The organism is Arthrobacter sp. T2-23 (assembly GCF_055398325.1).
This window is the reverse complement of sequence record NZ_AP027917.1, coordinates 1,944,330-1,970,727: the sequence shown is the minus strand read 5'-3', so window position 1 is coordinate 1,970,727 and position 26,398 is coordinate 1,944,330. Positions and strand designations below refer to the sequence as shown.

The 26,398-nt window shown below is 68.3% G+C and carries 28 protein-coding genes and 1 pseudogene; 16 read left to right on the top strand and 13 right to left on the bottom strand.

Going from position 1 to position 26,398, the window contains the following annotated elements; all coding sequences use genetic code 11:
* Positions 1-42: 42 nt before the first annotated feature.
* The gene (locus ACZ5Z0_RS09080; RefSeq protein ID WP_464108123.1) at positions 43-336 is read right to left on the bottom strand and encodes a DUF4287 domain-containing protein; all 294 of its coding nucleotides are present in this window, start codon (positions 334-336) and stop codon (positions 43-45) included.
* A 309-nt stretch (positions 337-645) separates the two neighbouring features.
* On the opposite strand from ACZ5Z0_RS09080, the gene ACZ5Z0_RS09075 reads away from it, so the two are divergent.
* On the top strand, positions 646-939 hold the full coding sequence (locus ACZ5Z0_RS09075) for a protein-tyrosine phosphatase family protein (protein WP_261375218.1): 294 nt from the start codon (positions 646-648) through the stop codon (positions 937-939).
* A gap of 77 nt (positions 940-1,016) precedes the next feature.
* Here the strand turns inward: ACZ5Z0_RS09075 and ACZ5Z0_RS09070 are convergent, their stop codons facing one another.
* Positions 1,017-1,163, bottom strand: a complete 147-nt coding sequence (locus ACZ5Z0_RS09070; RefSeq protein ID WP_138767859.1) for a lmo0937 family membrane protein — start codon at positions 1,161-1,163, stop codon at positions 1,017-1,019.
* A 153-nt stretch (positions 1,164-1,316) separates the two neighbouring features.
* Positions 1,317-2,819: a phospholipase D family protein gene (locus tag ACZ5Z0_RS09065; protein ID WP_464108122.1), complete on the bottom strand. Its 1,503-nt coding sequence runs from the start codon at positions 2,817-2,819 to the stop codon at positions 1,317-1,319.
* A 253-nt stretch (positions 2,820-3,072) separates the two neighbouring features.
* Here ACZ5Z0_RS09065 and ACZ5Z0_RS09060 point away from each other — a divergent pair, with 253 nt between their 5' ends.
* Positions 3,073-3,333 (top strand): hypothetical protein, encoded by a 261-nt coding sequence (locus ACZ5Z0_RS09060; RefSeq protein WP_464108121.1) that lies wholly within the window; start codon positions 3,073-3,075, stop codon positions 3,331-3,333.
* Positions 3,334-3,345: 12 nt separating this feature from the next.
* On the opposite strand, the gene ACZ5Z0_RS09055 is transcribed toward ACZ5Z0_RS09060, so the two are convergent.
* On the bottom strand, positions 3,346-4,452 hold the full coding sequence (locus ACZ5Z0_RS09055; protein ID WP_464108120.1) for a GTP pyrophosphokinase: 1,107 nt from the start codon (positions 4,450-4,452) through the stop codon (positions 3,346-3,348).
* Positions 4,453-4,657: 205 nt separating this feature from the next.
* Here ACZ5Z0_RS09055 and ACZ5Z0_RS09050 point away from each other — a divergent pair, with 205 nt between their 5' ends.
* Positions 4,658-5,452, top strand: a complete 795-nt coding sequence (locus ACZ5Z0_RS09050; RefSeq protein ID WP_464108119.1) for an alpha/beta fold hydrolase — start codon at positions 4,658-4,660, stop codon at positions 5,450-5,452.
* A 98-nt stretch (positions 5,453-5,550) separates the two neighbouring features.
* On the top strand, positions 5,551-6,912 hold the full coding sequence (gene nhaA / locus ACZ5Z0_RS09045; protein WP_464108118.1) for a Na+/H+ antiporter NhaA: 1,362 nt from the start codon (positions 5,551-5,553) through the stop codon (positions 6,910-6,912).
* 34 nt (positions 6,913-6,946) lie between these two features.
* On the opposite strand, the gene ACZ5Z0_RS09040 is transcribed toward nhaA, so the two are convergent.
* Positions 6,947-8,212 carry an MFS transporter gene (locus tag ACZ5Z0_RS09040; protein WP_464108117.1) on the bottom strand — a complete coding sequence of 422 codons (1,266 nt, stop codon included), beginning with the start codon at positions 8,210-8,212 and terminating at the stop codon, positions 6,947-6,949.
* A 92-nt stretch (positions 8,213-8,304) separates the two neighbouring features.
* Between ACZ5Z0_RS09040 and ACZ5Z0_RS09035 the strand changes: the two genes are divergently transcribed.
* From ACZ5Z0_RS09035 to ACZ5Z0_RS09005, 7 genes are all read left to right on the top strand, one after another.
* On the top strand, positions 8,305-9,270 hold the full coding sequence (locus ACZ5Z0_RS09035; protein ID WP_464108116.1) for a carbohydrate kinase family protein: 966 nt from the start codon (positions 8,305-8,307) through the stop codon (positions 9,268-9,270).
* 9 nt (positions 9,271-9,279) lie between these two features.
* Positions 9,280-9,777: a YbhB/YbcL family Raf kinase inhibitor-like protein gene (locus tag ACZ5Z0_RS09030; protein ID WP_464108115.1), complete on the top strand. Its 498-nt coding sequence runs from the start codon at positions 9,280-9,282 to the stop codon at positions 9,775-9,777.
* 121 nt (positions 9,778-9,898) lie between these two features.
* Entirely contained in the window at positions 9,899-10,717 is an 819-nt protein-coding gene (locus tag ACZ5Z0_RS09025) for an HAD family hydrolase (protein WP_464108114.1), read from the top strand.
* Between the two features lie 123 nt (positions 10,718-10,840).
* A complete protein-coding gene (locus tag ACZ5Z0_RS09020; protein ID WP_464108113.1) occupies positions 10,841-11,086 on the top strand; it encodes a hypothetical protein in 246 nt (81 codons plus the stop codon).
* A gap of 26 nt (positions 11,087-11,112) precedes the next feature.
* A complete protein-coding gene (locus ACZ5Z0_RS09015; RefSeq protein ID WP_464108112.1) occupies positions 11,113-11,913 on the top strand; it encodes a glycerophosphodiester phosphodiesterase in 801 nt (266 codons plus the stop codon).
* A gap of 67 nt (positions 11,914-11,980) precedes the next feature.
* Positions 11,981-13,105 carry a glycerate kinase gene (locus tag ACZ5Z0_RS09010; RefSeq protein ID WP_464108111.1) on the top strand — a complete coding sequence of 375 codons (1,125 nt, stop codon included), beginning with the start codon at positions 11,981-11,983 and terminating at the stop codon, positions 13,103-13,105.
* A gap of 130 nt (positions 13,106-13,235) precedes the next feature.
* The gene (locus ACZ5Z0_RS09005; RefSeq protein WP_464108110.1) at positions 13,236-14,774 is read left to right on the top strand and encodes an MFS transporter; all 1,539 of its coding nucleotides are present in this window, start codon (positions 13,236-13,238) and stop codon (positions 14,772-14,774) included.
* Positions 14,775-14,875: 101 nt separating this feature from the next.
* Here the strand turns inward: ACZ5Z0_RS09005 and ACZ5Z0_RS09000 are convergent.
* Positions 14,876-15,154: pseudogene (locus ACZ5Z0_RS09000) on the bottom strand (DUF6328 family protein); the annotation flags it as partial.
* 135 nt (positions 15,155-15,289) lie between these two features.
* Between ACZ5Z0_RS09000 and ACZ5Z0_RS08995 the strand changes: the two are divergent.
* Together ACZ5Z0_RS08995 and ACZ5Z0_RS08990 are read left to right on the top strand one after the other, a co-directional pair.
* The gene (locus ACZ5Z0_RS08995) at positions 15,290-16,183 is read left to right on the top strand and encodes an SDR family oxidoreductase (protein ID WP_464108109.1); all 894 of its coding nucleotides are present in this window, start codon (positions 15,290-15,292) and stop codon (positions 16,181-16,183) included.
* Positions 16,184-16,250: 67 nt separating this feature from the next.
* Positions 16,251-16,784, top strand: a complete 534-nt coding sequence (locus ACZ5Z0_RS08990; RefSeq protein WP_464108108.1) for a hypothetical protein — start codon at positions 16,251-16,253, stop codon at positions 16,782-16,784.
* An 85-nt stretch (positions 16,785-16,869) separates the two neighbouring features.
* Here the strand turns inward: ACZ5Z0_RS08990 and ACZ5Z0_RS08985 are convergent, their stop codons facing one another.
* Positions 16,870-18,225 (bottom strand): uracil-xanthine permease family protein, encoded by a 1,356-nt coding sequence (locus ACZ5Z0_RS08985; protein ID WP_464108107.1) that lies wholly within the window; start codon positions 18,223-18,225, stop codon positions 16,870-16,872.
* A 114-nt stretch (positions 18,226-18,339) separates the two neighbouring features.
* On the opposite strand from ACZ5Z0_RS08985, the gene ACZ5Z0_RS08980 reads away from it, so the two are divergent.
* Entirely contained in the window at positions 18,340-18,852 is a 513-nt protein-coding gene (locus tag ACZ5Z0_RS08980) for a GNAT family N-acetyltransferase (RefSeq protein ID WP_464108106.1), read from the top strand.
* Here ACZ5Z0_RS08980 and ACZ5Z0_RS08975 read toward each other — a convergent pair.
* From ACZ5Z0_RS08975 to ACZ5Z0_RS08965, 3 genes are read right to left on the bottom strand one after another with little or no spacing between them, the layout of a single operon-like run.
* Entirely contained in the window at positions 18,849-19,523 is a 675-nt protein-coding gene (locus ACZ5Z0_RS08975; protein WP_464108105.1) for a class I SAM-dependent DNA methyltransferase, read from the bottom strand. The genes ACZ5Z0_RS08980 and ACZ5Z0_RS08975 overlap by 4 nt on opposite strands.
* A 17-nt stretch (positions 19,524-19,540) precedes the next feature.
* Positions 19,541-20,224 carry a response regulator gene (locus ACZ5Z0_RS08970; protein WP_464108104.1) on the bottom strand — a complete coding sequence of 228 codons (684 nt, stop codon included), beginning with the start codon at positions 20,222-20,224 and terminating at the stop codon, positions 19,541-19,543.
* Complete coding sequence (locus ACZ5Z0_RS08965; protein WP_464108103.1) at positions 20,217-21,593, bottom strand: sensor histidine kinase; 1,377 nt, start codon at positions 21,591-21,593, stop codon at positions 20,217-20,219. Before ACZ5Z0_RS08965 ends, ACZ5Z0_RS08970 begins: the two co-directional genes overlap by 8 nt.
* A 628-nt stretch (positions 21,594-22,221) precedes the next feature.
* Between ACZ5Z0_RS08965 and ACZ5Z0_RS08960 the strand changes: the two genes are divergently transcribed.
* Positions 22,222-23,007 (top strand): GNAT family N-acetyltransferase, encoded by a 786-nt coding sequence (locus ACZ5Z0_RS08960; RefSeq protein WP_464108102.1) that lies wholly within the window; start codon positions 22,222-22,224, stop codon positions 23,005-23,007.
* Here the strand turns inward: ACZ5Z0_RS08960 and ACZ5Z0_RS08955 are convergent.
* Together ACZ5Z0_RS08955 and ACZ5Z0_RS08950 are read right to left on the bottom strand one after the other, a co-directional pair.
* Positions 23,004-23,210, bottom strand: a complete 207-nt coding sequence (locus ACZ5Z0_RS08955) for a hypothetical protein (RefSeq protein WP_464108101.1) — start codon at positions 23,208-23,210, stop codon at positions 23,004-23,006. The two genes, ACZ5Z0_RS08960 and ACZ5Z0_RS08955, sit on opposite strands and share 4 nt — an antisense overlap.
* A 234-nt stretch (positions 23,211-23,444) precedes the next feature.
* Positions 23,445-25,016: an HNH endonuclease signature motif containing protein gene (locus tag ACZ5Z0_RS08950; protein WP_464108100.1), complete on the bottom strand. Its 1,572-nt coding sequence runs from the start codon at positions 25,014-25,016 to the stop codon at positions 23,445-23,447.
* 164 nt (positions 25,017-25,180) lie between these two features.
* Here ACZ5Z0_RS08950 and ACZ5Z0_RS08945 point away from each other — a divergent pair, with 164 nt between their 5' ends.
* Positions 25,181-25,759 (top strand): flavodoxin domain-containing protein, encoded by a 579-nt coding sequence (locus ACZ5Z0_RS08945; protein WP_464108099.1) that lies wholly within the window; start codon positions 25,181-25,183, stop codon positions 25,757-25,759.
* A 132-nt stretch (positions 25,760-25,891) separates the two neighbouring features.
* On the opposite strand, the gene ACZ5Z0_RS08940 is transcribed toward ACZ5Z0_RS08945, so the two are convergent.
* Complete coding sequence (locus ACZ5Z0_RS08940) at positions 25,892-26,260, bottom strand: ClpX C4-type zinc finger protein (protein WP_464108098.1); 369 nt, start codon at positions 26,258-26,260, stop codon at positions 25,892-25,894.
* Positions 26,261-26,398: the final 138 nt, after the last annotated feature.

The following is a 26,398-nucleotide window of genomic DNA, read 5'->3' as shown; positions in this document are numbered from 1 at the left end:
GCAGGCTCGGCGCCGGGCACTAGGCGGGCCCGGCTGCGGTTGCTAGGAGACGGGCTTCGACGCCTTGCCGTCCAGCCAGAGGGTGTCCGATTCATCGCTGTGCGCACCTGTGGTACCAACGTGTTTGCTGCTGATACCCGGCCCCTGCCGGATGACGTGGACGAGGGCCATGCCGTGGCCGCGGCCCAGCCCGAAGTCGGCCTTCAGCCAGTCGAGAATCTCGCCTGCCTTCCCTGACCCCTCGGCGAAGCCTTTCTCCCGGGCGAGCTCTAGGAGTTGGCGGGGAGTAAGGCCGGTTTTGTCCTCGATGGTGTCGAGGTACGCCTGGAATGACATCCGTGGGGCTTCCTTTCAACGGTTCTTGGAGTTCCCGGCTACTCTAGGGACCCGCTTCCGTTGCCGCCAGACCCGTGCGGCCCTACTTTGTAAGCCGGAGTCCATCGCCAGAGTCCGCAGGGGTCCTTCATTGGTTTCGCAGGAACGGCTACGCTCGGGATTATGGCGCCGACGTGGGAGCCGGGACGGCCCGGTGTGCTCAGTCTTCCGTCCGGGCGGCTCATCCGCGGCCGGCCCCTCCTGGCGCCGTTTCCGCCCGGGCCGCGGCCGGAGTTCGGGCTGTACTTGCTGGGCAGAAGCCCGCGGCCGATGGCGTGGGACTCCCGGTGGGTCCGCTGGCGGGACCTGCACGTGCCCGCCGACGACGTCGACGCCCTCGACGCGTTCCAGGAGGCCTGGCGGCGCGCCGAAACTGAGCGGGTTGAAGTGGCCTGCTGGGGCGGCCGGGGCCGGACGGGCACCGCCCTCGCCTGCATCGCCATCCTCGACGGCGTTCCGGCTGCCGAAGCCGTCGCGTTCGTGCGGCAGAATTACCGACGCAGCGCCGTGGAAACACCATGGCAGCGGCGCTACGTGGCGCGGTTCCGGAGGCCGGATTCCTGACTGCCTGCTCACGGGACAAAACAATGGCGGGGGCGCTGAATTCTCAGCACCCCCGCCACAGCCGTACGCAGTCCGGACTAAACGCGGGACCGTCCGCGGATGAAGTGGAAGATCAGGACGACGACGGCGATGACGAGCAGCAGGTGGATGAACCCGCCGCCGATGCTGCCGAGCAGGCCAAGAAGCCAAAGAACGGCGAGAATAATAGCGATCCAAAGCAACATAGTGACTCCCTTTGTTTTTCTTCTGATGAAGATTTTGACAAACCAGATTCAAGTCCCGGTCCAACGGACCGCTTCCCCCAAAATACTAAGGGTACTTTTTATTTTGTGCCAACAGGCTCCCGGGGCGGGCCGAAATGCTCCGGACACGACTGCCTAGAACCGGGGAGTCCCGCGCAGCCTGCGGGGACGGCCGTCAGGGTCCACGATGAAGCGGTTGAGGGGATCAGCCCAGAGCCGTTGGAGCGGGGACACGGGTTCGACCGTGTGGTGGCGCACCTGTCCGGCGGGTCGGGGCGAGCCGCTGCCGGCGTCGTGCCAGCGCTCGAGTGCGCTGGCTGCGGTGTTCCACAGTGCCAGCCCCCCGGCCGGGTCCTCGAGCCGGACATCGCCTTCCTCCATGCCCAAGTGTTCGGCCCAAAGCTGGAGCCGGAGCGTGTGGGCCAGTGACCGGGACGGGGTCGGGCTGGTCTGGGCGCCGCCGGCCTGCAGGTTTCCGGCGCTGGTGTCCAGCACGGCGCAGCTGAGCTCACTGTCGGTGGTCCAGGAGCGGAGGTTGAAGTTGTCCGAGCCGCAGGTAAACCAGGTGTCGTCGATGATGCAGATCTTGGCGTGCACGTAGACCGGGGTTCCCGCACTGTTCTCCAGGTCGAATACGCCGACCCTGCCTGGCGCCACCCGGCGCAGCCTGTCGAGGGCACGCAGCTGCCCGATCCGCCTGGGCGGCCCGCCGATGGCGCCGTCCGCGTCGGGGTAGCGGGGCACGACGGCGATCACGTTCAGTCCGGGATTCCGTTCGAGGGCCTCCGCGATCCCGGCAGCAACCTCGGTAGACCACAGGTACTGGTCCTCGATGTAGATCAGCGAGCGGGCGCGGGCAAAGGCCTTGGTGTAGGCGCGGGCGATGCTGCGTTCCCCGTCGGGTGCGAACGGGAACGGCGGACGCTTAACGCCGTAGGTGCGCAGCAGTTGCACGGCGTGTGGGCCCGCCGGCGGCGGCGGTGGAGCGGCGGCCGGGAGCGGTTCGGGGTGTCGCGGCATCCGGGCCAGGCGCTGCAGCAGCATCCGGTAGGGCGTGCGGCGGTCCAGGGGATGGGGGTCGTTCCACCGTTCGGCGAACACTGCCAGCACATCAGCCACCACAGGGCCCCGCAGTTCGAGGGCGGCATCATGCCACGGTGGCCGTTTTCCATATCGGGAGTCCATGACGACCGCCTGCGGGTCTCCCGCATGGTCGGCGTCGTCCCTGCGGCTGTGGGAAAGATCCAGGCCGCCAACGAACGCAACATCCCGGGACGGGTCGTCACGGCGCCGGATAACGACCATTTTCTGGTGGTGGGAACCAAACAGGCGGACCCGCTGATCCAGCAGCACCTCACCGCCGGCGTCGTTGATCTCGCGCCCCAGGCGCTGGTTGGAGCGCCCGCTGATCGGCGCCGAGATGCGCTCACCGTGGGATCGCCAGACCAGGCCCCGGACCTCCACTCCCGCTCGGGCCAGGCCGGCGAGCAGGTCGCCGATCGACGGCCCGCCCGCCAGCAGCCGCTCATCCGCGTCGCCGCGCCAGTCGGTGAACCACACACGGTCTCCCGCCTGCAGCGCCGTCAGCTCCTCATGCAGGCGGGCGAAGTAGCTCGCGCCGTGAATCAGGGGCCGCACGAGATTGCCCTCCGACCACGACGGCGACCCCGCACCGCCCGATTGAACGGCCGTAGCCGGATTGCCCCGCTCGGCGCCGCTGAGGAACCATCTCCCTGCGTCACTGTCCACGTGGTCCTTCTTTCATCGTTGAGCCGGGCCGCTAGCGTCCAACGTAGCCCACGAGGCCGATGGGGCGGCTAGTAGTTTGCGTCTGAGCCTGCCGTCCCCGTTCGAGGAGTACACCCCATGCCTGCCGACAGTCCGACCATCCTTGCGACCTCGGGCGGGCTCGAGGGTCGCCCACGTGGGGACGGCCGCGCGCCGGCCCACCGTCCACCGACTGGTCGCCGACGGGACCCTGGGCGAGACGCATTGCAGCGACGACGGCGTGGGCCTGCTCTACCGCGGGACCGCACTGGTCGAGGCATTCACGGAAGTCCCCGGCAAGGCTGCATACCGGGCGAGGCGGGTCCAGTCCGCGCGGTCCGCCGCCGACGTGGTCGAGGATCGCTTCGAGCCGACCGCGCTTTAGGGGCGAAAACCCCTAGCCCTGCGTGAGCCGGTAGCGCTCGATCTGCTTGAGCCGGCGCAGCAGGCTGTCCCGCCGCGGGTGCGGGACGGCGTCGGCCGGTTCCGCGGTGAGGTCAATGTGGGCGGTTCCGTACTGCCAGAGCAGCAGGTCGTCCAGCAGCCGGTCCGGGCCGGGGGAGTACCGGTGGTCCAGGGCCTTGCGGACCTCGGTGATCCGGTTGGCGCTGAGCAGGCCCGCGAGCTGCACGGTCTGGTTCAGGCCGTGCGCGGCCATCAGCTCCGCCGCCCAGCCCCAGTCGTCGTCCACCTTGCGGTCAACGTGCGGCAGCAGCGTCCGCCAGACATCGCGGATCCGGTTCGGCGTGAGCTGCGCGGCCCCCTCGCCGTCCATGTCCCAGTAGCTACGGACTTCCTCGTAGCGTTCGTGCAGGTCGGCGAACGCGCTCTCCACGGTCTCCAACATGGCTGCCGTGGCCGTGAACTGGCGGTCGAAGTGCGGTGTCCAGGCGCGCGGATCCTCTGCCTTGAAGCGGATGTCGTGCTCGATTTCGCTCCAGGCATGGGCAAAGACCGTGCGGATCTGGCACTCGAAGAAGTAGCTGCCGTTGGGCTGTGCGTCCGGGTTGAAGGCCTGCTGGTACTCCTTGACGGTCTCGTTCTGGATGGTCCGCAGGATCAGGTGCCGGCTGGAGTAGCCGTAGGTCCCCGACTCGATGGAGCCGATGTCCTTCTCGCGGTCGCCGCGGCAGTCAAAGAGCTGGCGCTGGCGTTTGATCAGGTTGGCGACGACGGCGTTCTCGGCCGGGAGCTTGGTGATGACGCGGATGCCGACCATGTCATTGAGCGTGCGGAACGGGTCCGGAAACTTCAGAACCGGCGGCCCTCCAGGTTCCAGCGGCTCTTCAATCCGGGAAATCTTCTCGCGGAAGGACTCCACGGTTTTGGTCCGGCCGGTCACGAACAGCGGCGTCACCTCGGTGCCCTTGAGCATGGTGCGCAGCGTCAGCAACACCTCCCGGGTGACCAGTTTCAGGGCAGGACGGACCCGCTCGTACAGTTCGACATTTTCCTGCACGGATTCGCGCAGCGCGGGGTCCAGGCGCTCCCAGTTGCTTGCCATGGGCCTAGCTTACGGCCCGGCTATGACAGCGGGCCCCGTGTGCCGCCATGGCGGCAGCACCGCAGCGCCGCTCCGCGGTGCCGCGCGGCACCCAAGGTAGGCTCAGCACATGGCTGATGTGCGGCGTCGGGCTTTCATAGCGGCCGCAGCGGCGGTGACACTGGGGGCAGCCACCGCCTGTTCACCGGGCCCCAAGGAGGACACAGTGAAGCGGCAGAAGTACCACTACGGCGACGACGCGAGCCAGTGGGGGGAGCTTTTCCTCCCGGATGCGGCCGAGCCGAGAGGCGTGGCGGTGGTCATCCACGGCGGCTACTGGCGTTCGCAGTACGGCGCCGAACTCGGCGAACCGCTGGCCAAGGACCTCGCCGCCCACGGCGTGGCAGCCTGGAACCTGGAATACCGCCGGGCCGGCAACGGCGGCGGCTGGCCAAACACCTTCGCCGACGTCCTCGCCGGGATCGACAAACTCCGTGACATCGGGGCCGAACACAACCTCGGCCTGGACCGTGTGGTGGCGCTGGGCCACTCGGCCGGCGGGCACCTGGCGGTCTGGGCGGCCGGACGCAGCCGGCTTGGCCAGCTCGGCGCCCCGGATGCGGACCGCCAGCTCCAGCGCAAGGACGGCGACGCCGCGGTGCACCTCACCGGGGTGGTTAGCCAGTCCGGGCTGCTGAACCTGGCGGAGGCGGAGCGGCTGAACCTCAGCAACGGAGCCGTGAGCAACTTCCTGGGCGGCTCCTCGGAAAAATACCCGAAACGGCATAAGTTCGCCGACCCGATGAGCGCGGTACCGTTGCGAATTCCCGTCTACGCCGTGCACACCACCGAGGACGACACCGTCCCGATGAGCCAGTCCGAGGCCTACGCCGCGGCAGCCAAGGCCGGCGGCGCCCCGGTCCAGCTCCTGAAGGTCCCCGGCGACCACTTCGCCCTGATCGAGCCCAAGGCGGCCGCGTACCGGAAATGCCGCGAACTGGTCCAGCAACTGCTGGGCTGAGCCCCGAGAACAGCCGCGCCATCGCCTAGACTGGGGTCAGGTGCGCCGGGAAGTCTGGTCGGCATAGTTCAGTCGACCCCAATTCTGAGGACTTCCGCATGAGCCACACACCTCCTCCCGCGCGTCCGTCCGGCACGCCGCGCCTGACCATCTTCGGCCGCGGCAGTTACGCCGAATCCCTGCGCATCGGCGAAATCCTCCGTAAGGAAACCGTCGGCGGAGCCCTGCTCGTGTTCGCGGCCGTCGTCGCGCTGATCTGGGCCAACTCACCGGCGTCGGGGAGCTACTTTGCCCTCCGCGACTTCACCATCGGCTATGAACCCTGGCAGCTGGACCTCAGCCTGGGAGCGTGGGCGGCCGACGGACTGCTCGCCATCTTCTTTTTCCTGGTCGGACTGGAGCTCAAGCGCGAGTTCGTGGCCGGCGACCTTCGCCAGCTGGACAAGTCGATCGTGCCGGTCGCCGCGGCCGCCGGCGGGGTGATCATCCCGGCGGTGATCTACGCCGTCGTCAACCTCGGCAGTCCGGAAACGCTGCGCGGCTGGGCGATCCCCACCGCCACGGACATCGCCTTCGCCGTCGCGGTCCTCGCGATCATCGGTTCGCACCTGCCGAGTGCGTTGAGGATCTTCCTGCTCACCCTCGCCGTGGTGGATGACCTGATCGCCATCACCATCATTGCCGTGTTTTACTCCAGCGATCTCCGCGTGGTCCCGCTCCTGCTGGCCCTGCTGCCGCTGGGCCTCTACACCTACCTCGCGCACCGGTACCGCCGCTTCTTCGGGCTGAAGGCGCCCGCGGCGTGGCTCATCCTGCTCCCGCTGGGCCTGGCCACGTGGGCCCTCGTGCACGCCTCGGGCATCCACGCGACGGTGGCCGGCGTCCTGCTGGGCTTCGCGATCCCGGTGCTCCGCTCCCAGGCCAGCGGGGGACCGGACGCCGGACCGGGGCTTTCGGAGATCTTCGAGCACCGCTTCCGGCCGATCTCGGCCGGCGTCGCGGTGCCGGTCTTCGCCTTCTTCTCCGCCGGCGTCGCCGTCGGCGGCTGGGAGGGGCTCGGCTCGGCGCTGGCAGACCCGGTCGCCCTGGGCATCATCCTGGCCCTCGTGCTGGGGAAGCCGGCCGGCATCCTCGGCACCACCTGGCTGCTCACCAAGGTAACCAAGGCGCGGCTGGACAGCTCGTTCAAGTGGATCGACGTTTTCGGCGTCTCGATCCTGGCCGGGATCGGCTTCACCGTGTCGCTGCTGGTGGCGGAGCTCAGCTTCGGTCACGGCAGCCTCCATGACGACCACGCCAAGGTCGGCATCCTGGCGGCCTCGGTGCTGGCCGCGCTGCTGGCGAGCGTGGTGCTCCGCACCCGCAACCGGCAGTACCGGCTGGCGGAGGAAGACGAACGGCGGGACTCGGACAATGACGGGATCCCGGACGTCTACCAGGAGGGCGGCGCGGAGCGCTGAGCCGGCGCTCCGGCCGGCGCGGCGCTGGGCCGGGCTATGCGTGGTGGTCGGTGCCGCGCATCCTGACCGCGACGACGAGCCCGGACGCCGCGGTCAGACCGGCGACGACGAAGATCGCCACTGGAATGCCGTAGGCGTCCGCGAGCAGCCCCGAGAGCAGCGCGCCCACGGCGAATCCGCCGTCGCGCCACAGCCGGTAGATGCCGACCGACCGGGCCCGCCACTGCGGGTGGGCAACGTCGCCGATGGCCGCCAGCAGGGTGGGGTAGACCATCGCCGTACCGACGCCGAGCAGGACGGCCGCCAGCAGCCAGATTTCGAAACCGCGTCCGGCGGCCACGATCGCGAGCCCTACGGCCTGGACGAACATGCCCCCGGCGATCAGCCACTTGCGGCCCAGCCGGTCCGACGCCGCGCCGGTGAGCAGCTGTACCGCACCCCAGACCGCCGGGTACACGGCCGCGAGGATGCCGATCCGCTCAATCGAGAGGCCCGCGCCGGCGAAGAGCACCGGAAACAGCCCCCAGGCCAGTCCGTCGTTGAGGTTGTTCACCAGCCCGGCCTGGCTCACGGAGGAGAGCGAGCGGTCCCGGAAGCTGGTCAGGGTAAAGATTTCGCGGGTGCTGAGCGCCGCTCCGGCGCCGCTGTGCGCATCCACGTGGTTCGCGGCCTCGGTCTTCGCGTGGTGGTGCGTCTCCTTCACCGCCAGCACTGACAAGCCCAGGCCCAGGGCGATGTACGCGGCCCCGAGCAGGAAGGGCGCCGGACGCAGGCCGTAGGAAGCGGCGAGGTAGCCGGTGACCAGGGCGGTGCCGGCCACGCCCAGATAGCCCGCGGCCTCGTTGAAGCCCATGGCGAGCCCGCGCCGGCTCGGCCCCACCAGGTCCATCTTCATGACCACCGTGGTGGACCAGGTCAGCCCCTGGCTCATGCCCAGGATCACGTTGGCGGCAACGATCCAGGACCAGCTGGTGCCGAAGATCAGCAGCAGCGGGACGGGAAGGGCGATCAGCCATCCCGCCACCAGCACCGGCTTGCGGCCGAAGCGGTCCGAGAGGGTTCCGGCAAAATAGTTGGTGGCCGCCTTAGCAAGGCCGAAGGCCAGGATGTAGGTCAGCGCACTCGTGTACTTGTCGAGATGGAAGACGTCGCTGGCCAGCAGGGGAAGGACGGTGCGCTCCTGGCCCAGGGTGCCGCCGACGAGGGCGTTGACCGCCACGAGCAGCATGAACTGGGCAAGATTTTGGCGCAGGCCCAGCACGACTGCGCCCCGCCCGGCCGGGATGTTGGGGTCTGCCATTTCAAAAGAATATACCCCAGGGGGTATGATGCGAAATCATTCCGCGCCGGTTCACAGGAGCGCCGGGCCGCGTTCTCTGGCAGAGTATGACCATGCTCACAGTCATCGGTGAGGCCCTGGTTGATGTCGTCCAGCGCTCCTCAGGTATCCAGGCCCATGTGGGCGGCAGCCCGCTGAATGTTGCGGTGGGTCTGGCCCGGCTGGACCACCCGGTGCAGTTCATCGGGCGCTACGGCCGGGACGCCTACGGCGAGTCCGTCGCGGCGCACCTGAGGTCCAGTTCTGTGCTGCTCCCGCTGGGGCCGGACGAGCTGCCGACATCGGTGGCCACCGCCCAGATCGACGACGACGGCGCCGCGAGCTACACCTTCGACCTCGCCTGGGAGCTGCCCGGGCTGGCGGACCGGCTGCCGTTTATGCTGCAGGGCAGCACTCTGCTTCACACCGGCTCGATCGCGACCATGCTGGCGCCGGGCGCCGCCGAGGTGCTCGCCGCCGTCGAATACGCCCATCCGTCGACCACCGTGAGCTTTGACCCCAATTGCCGGCCCAGCATCATCACCGACGCCGACTACGCGCGCCACCAAGCGGAAAAGTTCGTCACCCTCGCGGACGTGGTCAAGGCCTCCGACGAGGACCTCGAATGGCTGTACCCCGGCGTGGATCCGCTGGATTCGGCGCGCCGCTGGCTCTCGCTCGGGGGTTCGGAGGGACCCGCCATGGTGGTGGTCACCCGGGGCGCGGCCGGCCCGTGGGGGGTCACCGCCGCCGGCGAGGCGCACGTCCCGGCGCCGCCGGTGAAGGTCGCGGACACCGTCGGTGCGGGCGATTCCTTTATGGCCGCGCTGCTCTCCGGCATCGTGGACCTGGGCCTCAACGGGGCGCAGAACCGCAAGGAACTGCGCGAACTCTCGGCGGGAAGCCTGCGCGAACTCCTCGCCCACGCCGCGGCGGCGGCCGCCGTCACGGTCTCCCGCGCCGGCGCCAACCCGCCCACGCGTGCCGAACTGAACCGGATGGAGCTCGACCCGGAAAGCGCGGGTCTGGCCAGCAACTGAGAGGAAGCCATGGCAACCTTCACGCTCCGCAGCGATACTTTCGAGGACGGCCAGATCCTGCCGGCGGCCCAGCGCGGCGCCGCGACCGGGCCAGGCGGCAGGGACGAATCGCCGCCGCTGGAATGGACCGGCGCGCCGGCCGGGACCCGGAGCTACGCCGTCACGGTTTTCGACCCGGACGCCCCGGGCCACGGCGGCTTCTGGCACTGGGCGGTGCTCGACATCCCCGCGGATGTCACCTCGCTGCCCGCCGGCGCGGGATCGCGGCACGGCGGCGGCCTGCCGTTCGGTGCCTTCCAGCTCCGGAACGACGGCGGTTCGGCCGGCTACCTCGGGGCAGCCCCGCCAAAGGGGCATGGACCGCACCGTTACGTCATCACGGTGCACGCCCTGAACGTGGAAAAGTCCGGGCTCGACGCCGGTGCATCCCCGGCCAAGCTGGAAGCCAAGCTCGGCCCGCACGTCCTGGGCCGGGCGTCGCTGACCGGCATCTACGAACGGCACTGACCGCCGCCCCGCCGCCCCACGTCCCCGTTTCGACGGTTCCCTGCGCCCTCGACGCCCACGCGCGTCGACCGGGCACGGAACCGTCGAAACGGCGCCGGCGCAGCCCACGTAGACTGGCAGCATGCGGCTGGTAGCAAGTGATATTGACGGAACGATCCTCGGCCACGACGGCAAGATCAGCGACCGGACCGTGCGTGCTTTCCATGCCTGCCGCGACGCCGGGGTGGAACTGGTCTTCGTCACGGGCCGTCCGCCGCGCTGGCTGCACCCGCTGCAGGACCAGCTGGGCCACACCGGCACCGTCATCTGCTCCAACGGCGCGGTGGTCTGGGATCTGGAGGCGGACCGGGTGGTGTCCGCCCGCGCGCTGGAGCTCGACGCCGTCTTCGAGGCCCGCCGGATCATCCAGCGGCTGCGCCCCTCCGCGCTGTTCGCCGCGGAAACCCTCACCGGATTCCACCTGGAGCCGGGGTTCCTCGGAACCGGTTCCTCCGGCCTGCTCGCCGAGTTCACGCCGGCCCCGCTGCACCAGACGCTCAGCGCCGACGACGCCGTCGTGAAGTTCCTCGCGATCGTGCGGGAAGGGACCGCGGACGAGTTCTTGGCCGAGGTGTCCCCGGCCGTCGCCCACCTGGCCGCGGCCACGCACTCGGCCCCGAACGTCGCCCTGTTGGAGCTTTCGCTGCCCGGCGTCAACAAGGCCGTGACCCTCGCCGAATACGCGGCGACCCTGGGCGTGCAGGCGCAGGACGTGGTGGCGTTCGGCGACATGCCCAACGATATTGAGATGCTGCGCTGGGCCGGGCATGGCTACGCCATGGCCAGCGGGCACCCGGAAGCCATCCGCGCCGCCGGCCAGCAGGCGCCGCATTTCGACGACGACGGCGTGGCGCAGATCCTCGAGGCCAAGCTCGCAGAACTCGGCGTCCGCCTCCCGTAATCACCGGCACACCGATCCGCCCCCGGCGGTCACGGGATTCCCAGCTGGGGGACAACTGCCGTTCACCTTGGCCTCCTAGGCTGGCAACACCGAACGGATCGTATGACTGAGGGTGGGGCAATCATGGCCAGGAACGTTAACCGACATCTGGATGAGCAGCCGCTGCGGCGGGTGGCCCCCGACGCGCACTGGCAGAGCCTGCGCCAGGGTGACCGCGTGCGGGTGCGGCTCGCGCCGGGCTACGAGACCGCCGGGTTCGTGGACGCGCTGACGGTGGACCACACCACGGTCTGGGTTGACCTCGACGGCGGCGGCCGCACGCTGCTGCACTGCAGCGACGGGGTGGAGATCCTGCCGCAGGGTTCCTGAGCGCGCCCCTCCGGTACGCTTCAAAGGTGACCGCCCCGCACCCCTTCCTCGAACACGGCAGCGCTGCGGGCGAGCCCGTGGCGATGGCCCACCGCGGCTTCTCGCCGGAGGGCGCCGAGAATTCCATGGCCGCGTTCCGCGCCGCCGTCGCCCTCGGCTATCGCTACCTGGAAACCGATGTCCACACCACCTCGGACGGCGTCCTGCTGCTCTTCCACGATGAAACCCTGGACCGCGTCACGGACGGCAGGGGCCGGATCTCCGAGCTGCCCGCCGAGGCGGTGGCCAAGGCCCGGATCGCCGGCGCGGAGCCGGTCCCGCTGCTGGCCGAACTCGTCACGGAGTTCCCGGACATCCGGCTCAACCTCGACGTCAAGGACTGGAACTCGGTGGAAACCCTGGCCGCGGCGATCGAGCAGTACGGCCTGCACGAACGCGTCCTGATTGCCAGCTTCTCGGACCGGCGGCGGCGTGCGGTGCTGCGCCGCCTCAGCCGCCCCGCCGCAAGCTCAGCCGGCATGGCCTCGAACGCCCTCTTCGTGCTGCTCGGCCCCCTGCTTCCCGCGCCGCTGCTGCGCCGGGTGGCGGCCCGGGCGCTGCGTGACGTCCACGCCCTGCAGGTCCCGGTCCGCTACGGCGCGGTGCCCGTGGTGACGGCGGGGTTCGTCCGCCGCGCCCACCGCCACGGCCTGCACGTCCACGTCTGGACCATCAACGAGACGGCCGAGATGCACCGGCTCCTGGACCTCGGGGTGGACGGGATCGTCACCGACCGGGCCGACCTGCTCAAGGCGGTCCTGCAGGAGCGTGGGCAGTGGCCGCACTGACGTCCCGTACCGCGCCCGGGCCTTGTCGCGGGGTGGGAAAGTCGGTGCCGGCTGGCAGGATGGAACCATGCGTATCCTGATCGCCCCGGACAAGTTCAAGGGCTCCCTGACCGCCGCCGAAGCCGCCGCCGCAATGACCGAGGGAGCCCTGCGGGTCTACCCGGAAGCCGAGACCGTCCAGTTCCCGGTGGCCGACGGCGGCGAAGGCACCCTGGAGGCCGCTCTCGCCGCCGGGTACGAGGAGCGCCTGAACGCCGTCGTCGGGCCCATCCTGGCCCCGATCGGCGCGGCTTGGGCCATCCGCCAGGACGCGCTCGGCGGCGCAACCGCCGTCATCGAGACGGCGCAGGCGTCCGGGCTCGCGCACATGGAACCCACCCCCGCCAACGCCCTGCGCGCACACAGCTACGGATGCGGGCAGCTGATCGCGGCCGCGCTCGACGCCGGTGCGACCGAAATTGTCCTCGGCGTGGGCGGCTCGGCCATGAGCGACGGCGGCAGCGGCGCCCTGCGCGCACTGGGCCTCAAGCCCGTGGACGCTGCCGGGAACGTGGTGCCCCTCGGCGGCGGCTCGCTCGCCGACGTGGCCGCCGTTGACCTTGGCGGACTGGACCCCCGGCTGGCCGCCGTGAAGTTCCGGATCGCCGTGGATGTGCAGAATCCGCTGTACGGGCCCGACGGTGCGGCCCATGTCTTCGGCCCCCAGAAGGGCGCCGACGAGGAGGCCATGGAAGTGCTCGACGCCGGGCTGCGGAACTGGGCGTCGGTGTTGCGGCAGGCCAGCGGCCGGGATGTCAACGTCCCGGGCGCCGGCGCGGCCGGTGGCTTCCCGGCGTCGTTCCTGGCCTTCACAAACGCGGCGCTGGAAGGCGGCTTCGAACTCGTTGCCGGGCTCACCGGCCTGGCCGAAAAGCTCGCCGAGGCGGACCTGGTGATCACGGGGGAGGGCTCCCTGGACTCCCAGTCGCTGACCGGAAAGGCGCCGATTGCCTTGGCCGACGCCGCCCACGCGCGGGGCATCCCGGTGATTATGGTCGCCGGCCGGATCCTCGTGACGCCGGAGGACCTGGCCCGCCACGGGGTGGTCGCGGCCGCCCAGTTGCTGGACACGGCGCCAAGCCCGGCCGAGGCGATCGCGAAAGCCGCGAAGTACCTGGCGTGGACCACCAGCCAGGTACTCGAAGGGGCCTAACCCGGAAAGGGGCTACCGGCGGTCCGACCCTGTTCCCGGCGTGCCTTCGACGTTAAACTGGCTTCAATTGGGGGCCGTGACTCCCTGCCAGGGCCACGCGCAATACCGTGGCCCCGCCCAGGAGAGCAAGATGTCCATGAAGCGCAACAGCCCCCGCCGGCCCAGGCTCCAGGAGCGCCGGCTCGAGGTCGAACACATCAACGTCGTTGACCGCCGCGTCATGCGCAAGGCCCTCAGCGGCACCATCGTCGGAAACACGATGGAGTGGTACGACGTCGGCGTGTTCGGGTACCTGATCACCACCATGGGCCCGGTCTTCCTGCCCGAGGCTGACAAGACGGTGCAGAACCTGTTCCTGCTCGGCACCTTCGGCGCCACCTTCGTGGCGCGGCCGCTGGGCGGGGTGTTCTTCGGCTGGCTGGGCGACAAGATCGGCCGCCAGCGGGTCCTCGCGATGACCCTCATCATCATGGCCGCCTCCACCTTCGTGGTGGGGCTGCTGCCCGGCTACGCCGTGCTCGGAATCTGGGCCGCCGTCCTGCTCGTCGCCACCAAGCTGATCCAGGGCTTCTCCACCGGCGGCGAATACGCCGGCGCCACCACTTTCGTCAGCGAACACGCCCCGGACGCCCGACGCGGCTACTTCGCGAGCTTCCTGGACCTGGGCAGCTACATGGGCTTCGCCATCGGCGCGGCGCTGGTAACGCTGTTGCAGGTCACCCTCGGCGGCGATGCGATGGAGGCGTGGGGCTGGCGGCTCCCGTTCCTGATTGCCGGTCCGCTGGGCCTGATCGCCATCTATTTCCGGATGAAGATCGAGGAATCCCCGGCGTTCCAGGCCAGCCTCGACGCGCAGGCCGCCGGCACTCCGGCAGGGGAGGCCACGGAAACCAAGGGCCCGGTGGCCATCTTCGCGTCGCACTGGCGCGGAATCCTGTTGGCCATGATCCTGGTGGCCGCGGCGAACACGGTCGGCTACGCGCTGACGTCCTACATGCCGACGTACCTGACCTCCAACAAAGGCTATGACGAGCTTCACGGCACCCTGTTGACCATTCCGATCCTGGTCCTGATGTCAGCCGCGATTCCGCTGACGGGCCGGCTCTCGGACCGGATCGGGCGGCGGCCGGTGCTTTGGATCGGCTCGCTGGGCACGGTGGTGCTGGCCGCCCCGGCCTTCCTCCTGATCGGCATCGGCGCCATCTGGTCGACGCTGCTGGGCCTGGCGCTGATCGCGTTTCCGCTGACGTTTTACGTGGCCAACCTGGCCTCGGCGCTTCCTGCCCTCTTCCCGACGGAGAGCCGTTACGGCGCCATGGGCATCGCCTACAACTTCGCCGTGGCCATCTTCGGCGGCACGGCACCATTCATCATCGCTTCGCTGATTGCCGCCTCCGGCAACGAAATGATGCCAGCGTACTACCTGATGGCTACCTCGGCGATCGGGGCGGTGGCGGTGTACTTCATCACGGAGACAGCGGGTAAGCCACTGAGGGGGTCGATGCCGAGCGTCGACACGATCGAGGAAGCCCACGAGCTCGTGGCCGGACAGGACTCCAACGAGAACCTTGACCTCAACCAGATGCCGTTCGACCACACCTATGAGCCCGCCGAGGGCCAGGAGCCGCCGGCTGGCCCCGCCGAGGGCAAGGACCGCCCCGCGGACTAGGCGAGCCGGTGCTGGGCGCCGGTCTCGCAGTGCGGCTCCGCCACGGGCTTGGATGCCCCTCAACCTGGATAGATGGTCTGACCGTCTGTAGCGGCCATGACTTAGCCCCGACCGTCCCGACGGCGGAGCCGGTTGGGAATCAGGACCAGCAACGCCAACAATATGGCGAGCAGTGCGCCGCCGGCCGTAAGCCCGGCGCCCCGTCCAGCCACCACGTCGAAGACCAGCGCCGAGGTTCCCACGCTCAGGAGGGCGACGCCGCCCAGAGCCACCTTCGCGATGCGGTCCGCGCTCGCCCCGAGGGTTTCCTTGAGCCCCCTGCGGAAGAGCCTGCGGTGCGCGTTGACCGGCAGCAGGATCAAGGCCGTTGTCAGTGCCGCCTTTTTCCCCGGCGCCCGGCGTCAGGGCTCCTAACGTGGATCAAAACGTGGATCAAAACGTGGTACTAAGCTTACTGACGATTTTCGGGTACGGTGGAGAAACAGGAAAACCGACACATTTGGGTAGGTGGACTATTGAGCGACTCTAAGCAGGACCAGCCGAAGGACCCCCGGGCCGGCTACCACACCGGGCCCTTCCCCGAACAGGTCCAGGAACAGCCCGGGCTGACAGCGCCCATGGACCCCGCGCCGGATCACGGTGAGCACAGCTACGAGGGCAGCAACGCCCTCGAAGGCAAGGCAACGCTCATCACCGGAGGGGACTCCGGAATCGGTAAAGCGGTGGCCATCGCGTTCGCCCGAGAAGGGGCCGACGTCGCCATCTCCTATCTCCCCGAAGAAGAGGACGACGCGCAGGACACCGCCGCGTGGATCCGGAAAGCAGGCCGGAAAGCGCTCCTGCTCCCGGGTGACGGGCGCAGTGAGGAATTCGCGTCCAGGATTGTCTTGGACACGCTGGCCGAGTTTGGACGGCTCGACGTCCTGGTCCTGAATGCCGCGTACCAAAAGAACCGGGACAGCTTCGAGTCGTTGACCACCGATGAGTTTGACCGTGTCTTCAAGACCAATCTGTATTCCCTGATCTGGACCGCCCGCGCAGCCGCGCCGCACTTGACGGCCGGCGCGTCCATCATCACGACGGCGTCAATCCAGGCCTTCAACCCCTCGCCGGAACTCATCGACTACGCCATGACCAAGGCGGCCCAGGTGGCGTTCACCAAAGCCCTGGCGCAGGAGCTTGGGCCAAAGGGCATCCGGGTCAACGCCGTCGCACCGGGGCCCATCTGGACGCCGTTGATCCCGGCGACCGAATGGCCGGACAAGCTCCCCAGCTTCGGCCAGGACACGCCTCTGGGCAGGGCCGGACAGCCGGCGGAACTCGCCGCGGCCTATGTGCTGCTGGCGTCCGATCACAGCTCCTACATTTCCGGCGCCGTTCTGCCCGTGACCGGCGGCAAGGGCCTCTGAGATCCACCATTCACGATCCGACCATCCAGATTCGAACGACCGAGTGCGAGAAAGCAGGAGGAACGACATGACTCAGGAAAACCAGCACGGACGCACCGTTGAGGAAGAAGCAGGCGGCTGCGGAACGCCCACGGCGGAGCAGGAAATGCCGGGCGGAGATGAGAAGACGTTCGCCCAGCCGCGCGAAGAAGAGGCCTTCGACGCCGCGGGCCTCAACCAGGACAGCCCGGACGGCGAGACGTACCCGGCGGGCGCTCCGGACCTTAGCCGGTTCGGCGCAGAAGACCACGACAGTGCAGGAGAACCCGGAGCTGGGCGCTTCGGAGGAACGGAGGAACAGATGAGCGCGGAAAACGAACGCAGCGAAGCCGGATTCGAGCAGGGCAACGGGGCCGCGGCGGAAAGTGGCGGCGCGGCGCCCTCCTCGGAGGCCGAGATGGATGCTTCCAACACGGAGGAACCCGAGCCGGGCCGGCCCTTCTCCTCGGAATCCGGCCAGGACGCCGCCGGCATCCCGGACGGCAGCGGCACGGACCTGCCCGACGAAAAGACGCCCAAGGACCACGATAGCGACGACCCGGAGTCATTCGACGCCGGCTAAAACGACGCGGGTACGCAGAAGGCCGGCGTCCTCTCACCGGAAGGTGGGAGGACGCCAGCCTTTTTTGCGCCGTTGCTAAGGCTGGTTAGCGACGCTTCTTAGGGGCCCGCTTCGCGGCGGCGTTGACGGCGGCCTTGACGGCAGCGACCGGGGCGGCGTCCTCGGTTTCCGGCTCGGCCACGGTGCCGCGGGCCTTCGCGATGGCCTTCATGCCGTGGTAAATCACCAGGGCAGCCGCGGAGCCCAGCGCGATACCGGTGAACTTCAGGTCGCCGATCGTCCAGGTGTAGTCCGCGATGCCGACGATCAGGGCCACTGCGGCGGTGGTGAGGTTGATCGGGTTAGAGAAGTTCACCTTGTTCTGGACCCAGATCTTCACGCCCAGGACGCCGATCATGCCGTAGAGCATGGTGGCGGCGCCGCCGAGCACACCGGCCGGGACGGTGGCGATCAGTTCGCCGAACTTCGGCGAGAAGCTCAGCACCACGGCGAAGACGCCGGCCACCCAGTAGGCCGCCGTCGAATACACCTTGGTAGCGGCCATAACGCCGATGTTTTCTGCGTAGGTGGTGGTGCCCGAGCCGCCGCCCAGACCGGCGAGGACGGTCGCGGCGCCGTCGGCCATCAGCGCGCGGCCGGAAACGCCGTCGAGGTTCTGCCCGGTCATGGCGGACACCGACTTCACGTGGCCGATGTTTTCCGCCACCAGCACCAGGACAACCGGCACGAACAGACCGACGACGCCGAGGTGGAACTCGGGGGTCTGGAAGTGCGGGAGCCCGACCCACGCGGCGGCGTCGACCTTGGCGAAGTTGACCTCGCCGCGGATTACGGCGACGAGGTAGCCCACCACAACGCCGACCAGGATGCTCAGCCGGCCCAGGATGCCGCGGAAGGAAACGCTGACGACGATGATCACGGCGAGGGTGATCAGGGCGGTGATCGGGGCGGCGTCGAAGTTCTTCTTGGCCGCCGGGGCGAGGTTGAGGCCGATCAGGCCCACGATCGCGCCGGTCACGATGGGCGGCATCAGGCGGTTGATCCAGCCCGCGCCGAACTTCTGCACGACGGCGCCGATGATGGCCAGCCCGACGCCGGCCAGCACCACGCCGCCGAGGGCGCCCGGGATCCCGTACTGCTGCTGCGAGGCCATGATCGGAGCGATGAAGGCGAAGGAGGAGCCGAGGTAGCTGGGCACCCGGCCCTTGGTGATGACGAGGAACAGCAGGGTGCCGATGCCGGAGAAGAACAGGGTGGTGGCGGGCGGCATACCCGTGATGATCGGGACCAGGAAGGTGGCGCCGAACATGGCGACGACGTGCTGCATGCCCACGCCGATGGTCAGGGGCCACGCTAGGCGCTCATCCGGCCTGACGACCTCGCCGGGGCGGATGGACTTGCCGTTTCCGTGGATCTTCCATTTGGTGCCGAGCATGCTCATTGCAGCGAGCCTTTCAAGAATGTGTGGCGGGACCGGGAAGGAATCTTCCGGGTGCCACTTTACCGCGCCGGCCGGACGCATCCGGCGCGGGAGCAGCGTCGATATAGTTGCGGAATGCCTGTCCTGACTGCTCCGGCGAAACGCCTGCATGCGGCCTGGCTGGCGTCGCATGCGGAGTGGGGGCCAGGCTTCCACGAGGATGGCTTCGGGCTGCTACCGGAAGACGACGTCGAGTCTCCGGCGGGTTTCGAGGTGTGGCTGGGACGGTTGGCCGCGGAATCGGCCCGTTGCACCTACCGCTGGATCATCGAGGGCGAATTAGTGCTCGGCGGGATCGCGCTGCGGCACGAGGGCAACAGCTCCGTGGAACGGGCCGGGCACATCGGCTACGGAATCCGGCCCTCCGCCCGGGGCCACGGCCTGGGAACCTGGGCGCTTGGACAGATGGTCGAGGAGGCGCGTCGGACCGGGATGGACCGCGTTCTACTGATCTGCGCGGCTGGCAACTTCGCCTCGGCGGCAACGATCGAGCGCCAGGGCGGAGTGCGCGAGAGGAGCCGCAACTCCGGAGCCGACAAGGTTTGGCGGTACTGGATCAGCATCGGACAGCCCGCCGAAGGGGACTAACGGGCCGACGGCGCTCCGGTGGCCGCGGTCGGTTTGAGCACCAGAAGCATTGCCTGGGGGTGTTTTTCAGTCGCCCGTGCGGCACGAACAAGTTGCGCCTCGAGCACGAAGCCTTGCTCCGTGAATTGGAGCGCGACGTCGTCGGGGGAATGCAGCTCCGCCCGCAGTTCGACGTCGTGCCCGTAGGCGCGCTTGAGGGTGCGGTGTCCGCTGCCGGCCTGGAAGGCAAGGAGGGCCACGCCGCCGGGCCTGAGCACCCGCCAGAACTCGCGAGCGACGGGCTGCAGCTCGGACGGGGAAGAGTGGATGATCGAGTACCAGGCGAGGATGCCGTCCGCGGCTGCGCCTGCTGCCGGGAGATCCGTCAGCTCGCCGACTTCGAAGGCGAGCCCGGGGTGGCTCCGCTGCGCCGTCCGGATCATCCCCGGTGAGAGATCTACTCCCGTGACGTCCAGTCCGGCGTCGTTGACGTGGACGCTCAGGCGTCCGGCACCGCAGCCGGCGTCGATCACTTTGCGTCCAGGGGAGGCAAGAAGCCGGGCGCAGAAGTCGTCGATCATGGCCATGTCAAGAGGGGCCTCGAAGCTGGTGTCCGGAAGCGCCGCCGCATAATCCTCGGCGACCGTGTCATAGGCGGATCTGACGTCGGCCAGGTCATCGAGGGTTGCCATGGACCGAGCCTAACGTTTCAGGCGCCCAGGAGGCGGCGCTCGTGGGCGAAGGCGATCAACTGAAGCCGGGTGCGGAGCTCCATCTTGTCCAAGACGCTGCGCAGGTGCGTCTTGATGGTCGCTTCGGAGACGAACAGGCTCTCCGCCATTTCCCCGTTGCTAAGTCCTTTGGCCGCGAGCAGGAACACGTCCCGTTCCCGCGCCGACAGGACATTGAGGATGGATAGGTCCGGGCCAGGCGCTGGCGCATTGCGGGCAGCATGTTCAAAAAGGGAGTGGATGGATCCCGGTGCGATGACCGAATACCCGGAGTGGACGGTGCGGATGGCTGCTAGAAGGAACTCGGGTTCGGCGCTTTTGAGCAGGTAACCGCTTGCGCCGGCCTGCACAGCCTCGACGACTGCCTGGTCTCTGTTGAAGGTGGTCAACGCTATAATTTTCGGCTTGTCGGTGCCGCCAGCCGCAGCGCTCTGAACAATGCGCCTGGTTGACTCTATGCCGTTCATGACCGGCATGCGAAGGTCCATCAGCAACACGTCGGGGCGAAGTTGGCTTGCCAGCGCAACTGCCTGCTCCCCGTCGTCGGCCTCTCCGCAAAGCTCCATGTCCTCCTGGCTCTCAATGAGCATGCGGATACCGGCGCGGAACAACGGCTGGTCGTCCACCAGGGCAACTGAGATGCGCGACCCGGTATCAGCCATGATGGTCCGCTTTCCCGGTCGCCTCCGCCGGCAGGGCAAAGCCCCGTGAGGCCAGCACCAGCTCAGGTTCGGCCCCGGACGCGGCGCTGAAGGTGTCTCCGGCCTCCGCGCCGGCGGTCTCTTCCCATGCCCTCAGATCCCGGGTTCCGTAGGGGATGAAGACCGTCACCCGGAAGCTTTCGCCGTCCGGGCCGGCGGTCAGCCATCCGCCGGCAAGGTGGGCGCGTTCGCGCATACCGGGAAGCCCGCGCCCGGCCCGGGGCGCGGCCGTATCCGCGGCGTGTTCCTGGCCGGCGGGGGCTATTTCCGAGGCCACATGCAGGGTCAGGCCCGGCCCGCTCCAATCGAAGTGGAGCCGGACGTCGGTGCCGCGGCCGCCGTGTTTGAGCGCGTTGGTGAGGCATTCCTGCACGATGCGAAACACTGCCACCTGCTGTCCTGTGGAGAGGTCCACGGGTGCCCCGGATTCGCTGGGGTGGATTTTCAAACTGCCCCGCTGCATGCCTTCAATGAGAGCCGGAATGTCGCTCAGACGCGGCTGGGGTGTCACCAGGCCGTCATCGCGGACCCCCTCGATGACGCGCTGGGCGTCCACGAGCGCGCTGCGCGCCGACCGGGCGATGGTGTCCAAAGCGTTGAGAACTGCTTTGGGCTGGTCCTTGCTCAGGTAGCGGGTACCGTCGGCCTGCGCGGCGATGACCGCCAGGGAATGGGCGAGCACATCGTGCAGATCGCGGGCGATACGTGTTCGTTCCTGCTCCACGATCAGGTCGATCTCAGCTTCCTGCAGGCTGTTCCGGTCCAGTTCCCGGGCACGAAATAGGCTTCCCCGCTCCTGGTAAAGCGCCAGCAAGAGACCGACGGCGGCGCAGGCCCCGGCGATCAGCAGCAGGAGCGCGAAGAGTTGCCAGCCGTACCGCAGGAACATGGGTCTGTCGCCGTAATACATGGGCAGGAACCAGCCGACCCCTCCGCCGTACCGCCAGGAGAGCATCAGGTAGGTCATAAGCGCAATGAACACCAGATTGGCGGCCGCCGCGATGTACCGCATCCGGGGCGTTGCGGTCCACAGAGTGAAGCCCAGGGCTATGAAAGAGCCCAGATAGATGGCCCAGTGATTGGCGTACATCGCCGGCAATGCCAGGCTCTGCTGACCGGCGAGGAGCGCCACAGTGAACCCGAGGGACACCAGCGGTTTCCAACAGGCAGTGGCCACTGCCAACGTCATCAGCACCAGCGGCCAGTTGCCTGACCAAGTCAGCCAGGATCCTCCCATCCGCCCGGATTCGCCCACGCACCACAAGGAGAAAAAGATGACGGCCGCCACGGGGGCGCCCCAACGCCGTACGAAGTTCAGAACTGGTTCCATGCCAGTCACCCTATCCACGGCAATGACGCGATTCTCTTCAGATCTCCGAGATCTCAACCAAAAAGCCAGCATATTCATTCTTGGAGCCAGATCTTGACTGTGCACGGTTCTTCGGGACAGGAACGAGGGGCCTCTTCGCGAGGATCATTTCGGCGAGAGCCATTCCACTTTCCCGGTTCTGCCTCCCGGAAGGCACCAGGCGAATGGCTGCGACAAACGGGGTGCCCCAAGATTCAATCTCAATGACCAGCATGGGGCGGCGCTCCAGCGGCCTCCGCAGTGTCTCACTGACTTTTCCCACGGCACGAGTCCGAAGTGGACGGATCGTCGTCGTTTTCTGACCAGTTGAAGCCCGCGGGCGTCCGCGACCAGGTCCAGGATGTATCCCGTGCCCTTTGCCTTCGACGTCAGTGGGGCTTTCTTGAGGAATCTCCCGAGTTCGCGCCCTGTCCAGAAGGTGTCGACGACGAGCGCTCCGGGATGGGCTAGCTGGAGTTGTCTCTTGAATGTCCTCGCCCTGTGGAACAGCCACGCTAGCCAAGCTGGGACAACAACCGCCAACATGAGCAGGACCACGGCCAGATCAGTGTCGGCGACTGGGCGGGTTGGCGCGGTACCGTGAGTTCCGATGGATACTTCGACGTTCCTTGCGGCCTACGACCAGCAGCTCCGGACCGATGCCGAGACCCCCAGCGCGGTCGCCGTCGAACGGCTGGGCCCCCTGCGGCTAGTGACCTTCGCCGGCGGCCGCGGATTCGTGACCTATCAGGACCTGGCCGGAGCCAGCGCAGGAACGATCGCGGGGTGGGTGGCGGAAACCGCGGCGTTCTACCGCGCGAACCCGGACATCGTGCGGGTTGAATGGAAGACCCGTGGCCACGATCATGCGCCCGGGCTCCTCGAGGCACTGCTGGAGAACGGATTTGAGCCGGACGAGACCGAGTCGGTCATGATCGGGGCAGCTAGCGCGCTCGACGTCGACGTGGCCCTGCCGACCGGAGTGAGCCTACGCCGCGTGACGGAGGAATCCGACGTCCGGGCCATGAGCGCCATGCAGGACGAAGTCTTTGGCAGTCCCGTCTCGGACGGAAATGCCGAAACGATCCTCCGCCGGATGGCCAACGCCGACGGGATGGAGTTGTGGGTGGCGGAACATCAAGGGGTGGTGGTCAGTGCAGGGCGCCTTGAGCCGGTGCCGGACACGGACTTCGCAGGCATCTGGGGCGGAGCAACGCGCGAAGAGTGGCGCGGACGGGGGATTTACCGCGCGGTGACCGCGGCCCGGGCGCGCGCGGCGGTGTTGCTGGGCAAGAAGCTCATCCACAGCGACTCCACCGAATATTCGCGGCCGATTCTGGAGCGCTACGGCCTGGTCCGGGTGTCCACGACGACCCCGTACCGCTGGCGGCGCTAGCGATCCTCGCGGGATTGGAACTCTTCGTCGAGCTCGTAGTGCCGGAATTCCGTCTCCGGGTTCGGCTCGCCCTCCGCAACGACCTCGTAATCGAGTTGGCGTTGGATCTGGCTATCCAGTACCTGCAACTGCTGATCTGCGACTTCGCCCAGGTCCTCGGGAAAGCCATCGTCCGGCGTGAGATGCAATTTCTCGTTCATCATGCCCTCCGTGCCGCCATGCCGGGTTTGCGTTCCGGCTTTGAAGGGCTAACTCTACAGGCGGCTGCGTGGGATGGCTCCCGGCCGAACATGCACCGTGACAGACCGGCCGGTGGAACGGTCGCGCCGCTCGCCGGCCCACTTGAGCCGCGACCGCCGGGGATTATGCACGTCGGCGCAGACGGCGCATGAGACGCCGGCGCAACTGCCCGTTACCCGCCCGGTCGGAGGCGCCGATCAGGATCTGAAGTAGTGGTTTCGTCGCGGTGTTTGGTGTGGGTCGAGGTGGGGTGGCGGGATGAACCACGGGATGCCGTTGCGGGGCTGTATGGTCCATTGTTCTTTGTGGATCAGGTGGTGATGGTGGGAACACAGGAGTGTTCCGTTGTCGGTGCTGGTGGTGCCGCCGCGGGACCAGTAGTCGATGTGGTGGGCTTCGCACCAGGGTGCGGGGATGGTGCAGCCGGGGAAGGCGCAGCCCTGGTCGCGGGCGGTGATGGCTTTGCGGATGTGCGGCGGGAAGATGCGGCTGGTGCGGCCGATGTCCAGGACCCGGCCACGGGATCCGAGGAGGACGGGGATGATGTCGGCGTCGCAGGCAATTTTGCGGATGGTCGCGGCGGTGACGGGCCCGGTGAACGCCATTGTCCCGGTGCCGGTGAACCCGAACGGGCCGGTGCCCGCGATTTGTCCGGCCGCGTCGGGGTAGGTGCTGGCAGTGTCGGTCCGGCCGGGCGCGCCGGCCTCCACGGTGTCCCCGTAGCTGCGGAGCCGGTCGAGGAGGTCGCGGTAGTCGATGGTGACCATGACCTGGGGCCGGAGTCCGCCCGCGGCGGGCAGCCCGCCGGAGGCGAGGGCGACTTTGCAGCCGCCGACGAGGCCGTCGAGGAGTTTCTGCGGCCGGGACCGCCGGTCCAGCTGGGTCGGCACGAACCCGTCCGCTGTAGTGCCCGCCTCCGCGTCCGCGGCGGTGTCACCGCCGGGCGCCGCGCTCTCGCTGCCGCCGTCGGCACCACCGTCCGCGCTGGTGGTGCGGGGGTTGGTGGCGGTGTTCATCACGGTGAGGAGATGTTCGAACTGTTCGGTGGTGGCGAAGATTTCCAGGTGCTGCAGGCCGTGGCGGGGTTTGCGGATGAAGGCGCCCTGGAGTTGGCGGAGGAGTTCTTCGGAGGGTTCGGCGCCGTCCTGGTCGATCGCGTCCACCCAGCGCCTCGCGATCCGGGCCAGGAAGTCCGGGTCGTGCTCGGCCGCGGTGCGGGTCAGGGCGTGTTCCATCCGGGCGGCCGTCTCCGCGTCGCAGACGCACCGCACCCGGCCCAGCGCCTGCGTGATGATGGTCGCGGACCGGGACGGCACGGACCCGCCGGCTACGGCGGCGGCGAGTTCCTCGTGCACGGGAGGGAGCGGCTGGCCGGTCATCCCGGTGCGGGGCAGCACGTCCCCGGCCAGGGACAGGCGCCGGTGGGCTTCGGCGGCGTTGATCTGCAACCGGTCCCGCAGAAACTCGGAGCTCTTGCGGTAGCCGTCATCGAGCACCGGGGCACTGCCGGCAGCGGCGGCTTCCTTGCGGGTGCGGTCCACGGCCCCCGCGGCAACCAGTTGCAGGTACTCCACGGCCCGGGAGATTTCCTCGACTTGGCCGGCCAACTCCGATGCCTCGCCAAAGTCCAGCAGTGACGAGTCCGCGACCGCCGTCGCGCACAGGTCCTGAAGTCGGCCAAGGACCCCATCAAAATTAGGGGCTACGCCGCGTCCATCACCGCCCGGCCTTCCGGCCGGACGAGCGATGAGAGCTGCACCGATTCCCATAACCCAATTCAACCGCGAGGGTCAGACATTATGGGGAGCCCCAGCCAGGGACAGTCGTGCTCGTCGGCGCGCCTACACCCGCGCTGGCCCACGGCGGGACCTATGGCAGGTCCTGATCGGCCCGGCTTCCAAGAGACTGGAGCGAGGAAGGTAGGAGGTTCACCATGAGGGTTCTCGTTGCCTATGCAAGTGCGCTTGGGTCGACCCGGGAGATAGCCCACCACGTGGCCGAACGTTTGGCTGTTGCGCTGGGCGAGGTCGAGTGCCGGTCCGTGGAAGAGGTCCAGTCTGTCTCGGACTACGAGGCTGTCGTGGTCGGCAGTGCTATTCACAACCAAGCATGGCTGGCCCCGGCTTTGCTGTTCCTCGAACACCAGGCGCAGGAACTGGCCAAGCGACGCGTCTGGGCGTTTAGCGTGGGGATGTCCGACGCCCTGCCAAAGCCGTTTCGCAAGCGCGGCGCGCTACTCCAACAGCAGCGCCTGGAGCGAAGCCAGTTCCAGCACATTCCACTTCGCGGCCACAGAGTCTTCTCGGGTGTCTACGAGGCCGGCCAGATGCCGACGCCGCTCAGGCTCCTGTTCCGCCTCACCGGCGGCCGCTTTGGAGACTTGCGGGACTGGGCGGCCATCGACGGCTGGACTGACGACATCGCAGTTCAACTCGCTCAACCCGCCCCGCCCAGCACGTCGGAGGGCGCCGGCGCCCACGGCCTTCCCCCGGATCGCCCGGCCGGAGGCTGATTCCTTGCCGGAGCCGACGCCGTCGAGACCGCTGAGCGGAAGGCCGCCGAGCTCCTCGACCAGGCCAATGCGCACCGTGAGCTCTCGTCCTCGCTGCAGTACGACGGCGCCTGATCGCCGGCAACGTCCGGCTCAGGGGACAGTCTTGAAGCGTCCCCAAGCGGTTTGCCGGGTAATACCCAGGGCGGCGCCGATCCGGGACCAACTGATGTCTCTTCCCCTGGCGGCGCCGACCCAGTGCCGTAGCTGCTCCTCGACGTGGGAGCCGAGGAGGGCAATTTCGGGCAGCTGCGCCAGGAGTTCCTCATCGCTCAACTGCTCCCAAGCGGGCCCAAGGGAGCGGGCCCCGTCAGCCTGCGCGGGGGCGTCCAGCAGATCCCTGGCGGCGCCTACGCAGTGCTCACAGATCGAAATGCCCGGACCAACCACGAGCCGCCGGTCCCGGGTCGCGGCGCAGCCACAGAACGAGCAATAGCGCTGTCCCGAATCGACGTCGACCATCTTTGCCCCTTGGTGCGCGGCGGCGTTGACAACGTCAGGTGCTACCTGACACCCTCGCATGTGACCTTTCGCACATCGCCTGGCTCCCAGCGTAGCCGTCCCGCCGGCAAAAGACAGGGCCCGGACGCCACTCCCGCC